This window comes from Haloarcula sp. Atlit-47R (assembly GCF_003665985.1).
GTDB classification, from domain to species: domain Archaea; phylum Halobacteriota; class Halobacteria; order Halobacteriales; family Haloarculaceae; genus Haloarcula; species Haloarcula taiwanensis.
The window spans coordinates 1-4,143 of sequence record NZ_QPLQ01000014.1 but is presented as its reverse complement, the minus strand read 5'-3'; the positions used below and the strand labels follow the sequence as shown (position 1 = coordinate 4,143).

Sequence of the window (4,143 nt, the reverse complement as noted above, 5' to 3'; positions counted from 1 at the left end):
GCAAGGATGAAACTTAAAGGAATTGGCGGGGGAGCACCACAACCGGAGGAGCCTGCGGTTTAATTGGACTCAACGCCGGACATCTCACCGGTCCCGACAGTAGTAATGACGGTCAGGTTGACGACTTTACCCGACGCTACTGAGAGGAGGTGCATGGCCGCCGTCAGCTCGTACCGTGAGGCGTCCTGTTAAGTCAGGCAACGAGCGAGACCCACACTTCTAGTTGCCAGCAACACCCCTGCGGTGGTTGGGTACACTAGGAGGACTGCCGCTGCTAAAGCGGAGGAAGGAATGGGCAACGGTAGGTCAGTATGCCCCGAATGGACCGGGCAACACGCGGGCTACAATGGCTCTGACAGTGGGATGCGACGCCGAGAGGCGAAGCTAATCTCCAAACGGAGTCGTAGTTCGGATTGCGGGCTGAAACCCGCCCGCATGAAGCTGGATTCGGTAGTAATCGCGTGTCAGAAGCGCGCGGTGAATACGTCCCTGCTCCTTGCACACACCGCCCGTCAAAGCACCCGAGTGGGGTCCGGATGAGGCCGTCATGCGACGGTCGAATCTGGGCTCCGCAAGGGGGCTTAAGTCGTAACAAGGTAGCCGTAGAGGAATCTGTGGCTGGATCACCTCCTACTGATCGGGATCAGGGCATTGCCCTGACCCACCTACACTGACTGGTGACCACAAGTCACCGCGAGTCGGCAAGCGCCGACTACTGCATGGGCCCACTGGGCTCACAAGACCTATCCGAGGCGGATATCCCTTCACGGGATGTCGGGTGCAACTCCCGACGGGTCCGTACTTCGTATCGCTCCCGAACCGTGCCCCTTAAGTGTGGGACGGCGATGGGATATGATACGACGACAGATGCACCAGGCCGGGTGAAACCGAGCCTGGGAAGGGTCGATTCGCCCACCATCTCCACCTTGGGGGCGAATATGAAACCGTGTGTACGTGCGATCCAGGCGTCCACTGGACTCGTTCAGTTGAACGAGTCACAACGACGTTGGCTACTATGCCAGCTGGTGGATTGCTCGGCTCAGGCGCTGATGAAGGACGTGCCAAGCTGCGATAAGCTGTGGGGAGCCGCACGGAGGCCAAGAACCACAGATTTCCGAATGAGAATCTCCTCTGCAATTGCTTCGCGCAATGAGGAACCCCGAGAACTGAAACATCTCAGTATCGGGAGGAACAGAAAACGCAACGTGATGTCGTCAGTAACCGCGAGTGAACGCGATACAGCCCAAACCGAAGCCCTCACGGGCAATGTGGTGTCCGGGCTACCTCTCATCAGCCGACCGTCTCGACGAAGTCTCTTGGAACAGAGCGTGATACAGGGTGACAACCCCGTACTCGAGACCAGTACGCTGTGCGGTAGTGCCAGAGTAGCGGGGGTTGGATATCCCTCGCGAATAACGCAGGCATCGACTGCGAAGGCTAAACACAACCTGAGACCGATAGTGAACAAGTAGTGTGAACGAACGCTGCAAAGTACCCTCAGAAGGGAGGCGAAATAGAGCATGAAATCAGTTGGCGATCGAGCGACAGGGCATACAAGGTCCCATGACGAATGACCGACGCGCGAGCGTCCAGTAAGACTCACGGGAAGCCGATGTTCTGTCGTACGTTTTGAAAAACGAGCCAGGGAGTGTGTCTGTATGGCAAGTCTAACCGGAGTATCCGGGGAGGCACAGGGAAACCGACATGGCCGCAGGGCATTCATTTGCCCGAGGGCCGCCGTGTTCAAGCGCGGGGAGCCATGTGGACACGACCCGAATCCGGACGATCTACGCATGGACAAGATGAAGCGTGCCGAAAGGCACGTGGAAGTCTGTTAGAGTTGGTGTCCTACAATACCCTCTCGTGATCTATGTGTAGGGGTGAAAGGCCCATCGAGTCCGGCAACAGCTGGTTCCAATCGAAACATGTCGAAGCATGACCTCCGCCGAGGTAGTCTGTGGGGTAGAGCGACCGATTGGTGTGTCCGCCTCCGAGAGGAGTCGGCACACCTGTCAAACTCCAAACCTACAGACGCCGTTCGACGCGGGGATTCCGGTGCGCGGGGTAAGCCTGTGTACCAGGAGGGGAACAACCCAGAGATAGGTTAAGGTCCCCAAGTGTGGATTAAGTGTAATCCTCTGAAGGTGGTCTCGAGCCCTAGACAGCCGGGAGGTGAGCTTAGAAGCAGCTACCCTCTAAGAAAAGCGTAACAGCTTACCGGCCGAGGTTTGAGGCGCCCAAAATGATCGGGACTCAAATCCACCACCGAGACCTGTCCGCACCCGTTACAGGGTGATCGAGTAGATTGGCGCTCCAATTGGATGGAAGCGGGGGTGAGAACTCCTGTGGACCGATTGGTGACGAAAATCCTGGCCATAGTAGCAGCGATAGTCGGGTGAGAACCCCGACGGCCTAATGGATAAGGGTTCCTCAGCACTGCTGATCAGCTGAGGGTTAGCCGGTCCTAAGTCTCACCGCAACTCGACTGAGACGAAATGGGAAACGGGTTAATATTCCCGTGCCATCATGCAGTGAAAGTCGACGCCCTGGGGTCGATCACGCCGGGCCTTCGCCCGGTCGAACCGTCAAACTCCGTGGAAGCCGTAATGGCACGAAGCGGACGAACGGCGGCACAGCGCAAGGTGATTCAACCTGGGGCCCATGAAAAGACGAGCATGATGTCCGTACCGAGAACCGACACAGGTGTCCATGGCGGCGAAAGCCAAGGCCTGTCGGGAGCAACCAACGTTAGGGAATTCGGCAAGTTAGTCCCGTACCTTCGGAAGAAGGGATGCCTGCTCCGGAACGGAGCAGGTCGCAGTGACTCGGAAGCTCGGACTGTCTAGTAACAACATAGGTGACCGCAAATCCGCAAGGACTCGTACGGTCACTGAATCCTGCCCAGTGCAGGTATCTGAACACCTCGTACAAGAGGACGAAGGACCTGTCAACGGCGGGGGTAACTATGACCCTCTTAAGGTAGCGTAGTACCTTGCCGCATCAGTAGCGGCTTGCATGAATGGATTAACCAGAGCTTCACTGTCCCAACGTTGGGCCCGGTGAACTGTACATTCCAGTGCGGAGTCTGGAGACACCCAGGGGGAAGCGAAGACCCTATGGAGCTTTACTGCAGGCTGTCGCTGAGACGTGGTCGCCGATGTGCAGCATAGGTAGGAGACGCTACACAGGTACCTGCGCTAGCAGGCCACCGAGTCAACAGTGAAATACTACCCGTCGGTGACTGCGACTCTCACTCCGGGAGGAGGACACCGATAGCCGGGCAGTTTGACTGGGGCGGTACGCGCTCGAAAAGATATCGAGCGCGCCCTATGGCTATCTCAGCCGGGACAGAGACCCGGCGAAGAGTGCAAGAGCAAAAGATAGCTTGACAGTGTTCTTCCCAACGAGGAACGCTGACGCGAAAGCGTGGTCTAGCGAACCAATTAGCCTGCTTGATGCGGGCAATTGATGACAGAAAAGCTACCCTAGGGATAACAGAGTCGTCACTCGCAAGAGCACATATCGACCGAGTGGCTTGCTACCTCGATGTCGGTTCCCTCCATCCTGCCCGTGCAGAAGCGGGCAAGGGTGAGGTTGTTCGCCTATTAAAGGAGGTCGTGAGCTGGGTTTAGACCGTCGTGAGACAGGTCGGCTGCTATCTACTGGGTGTGTTATGGTGTCTGACAAGAACGACCGTATAGTACGAGAGGAACTACGGTTGGTGGCCACTGGTGTACCGGTTGTTCGAGAGAGCACGTGCCGGGTAGCCACGCCACACGGGGTAAGAGCTGAACGCATCTAAGCTCGAAACCCACTTGGAAAAGAGACACCGCCGAGGTCCCGCGTATAAGACGCGGTCGATAGACTCGGGGTGTGCGCGTCGAGGTAACGAGACGTTGAGCCCACGAGCACTAACAGACCAAAGCCATCATTCATACGCACTGTGACTCATTCACCGACGATTTACTCGTCGCTGAACGAGTCCAGGCGCAAACTGGATCGCACGGACACACGGTGGAGACCGACCGAGACCGGTATCCTCGCGGTTCGATTCCGCGACTCGGCGTTAGGCGGCCACAGCGGCGGGGTTGCCTCCCGTACCCATCCCGAACACGGAAGATAAGCCCGCCAGCGTTCCGGGGA

The 4,143-nt window shown here is 57.4% G+C and carries 3 rRNA genes; all 3 read left to right on the top strand.

Annotated features, from left to right (window positions below):
• Window positions 1-632 (top strand): 16S ribosomal RNA (locus DVK00_RS20600); the annotation flags it as partial.
• Window positions 633-1,000: 368 nt separating this feature from the next.
• Window positions 1,001-3,935 (top strand): 23S ribosomal RNA (locus DVK00_RS20595).
• Window positions 3,936-4,066: 131 nt separating this feature from the next.
• Window positions 4,067-4,143: ribosomal RNA gene (gene rrf, locus DVK00_RS20590) — 5S ribosomal RNA — on the top strand; the annotation flags it as partial.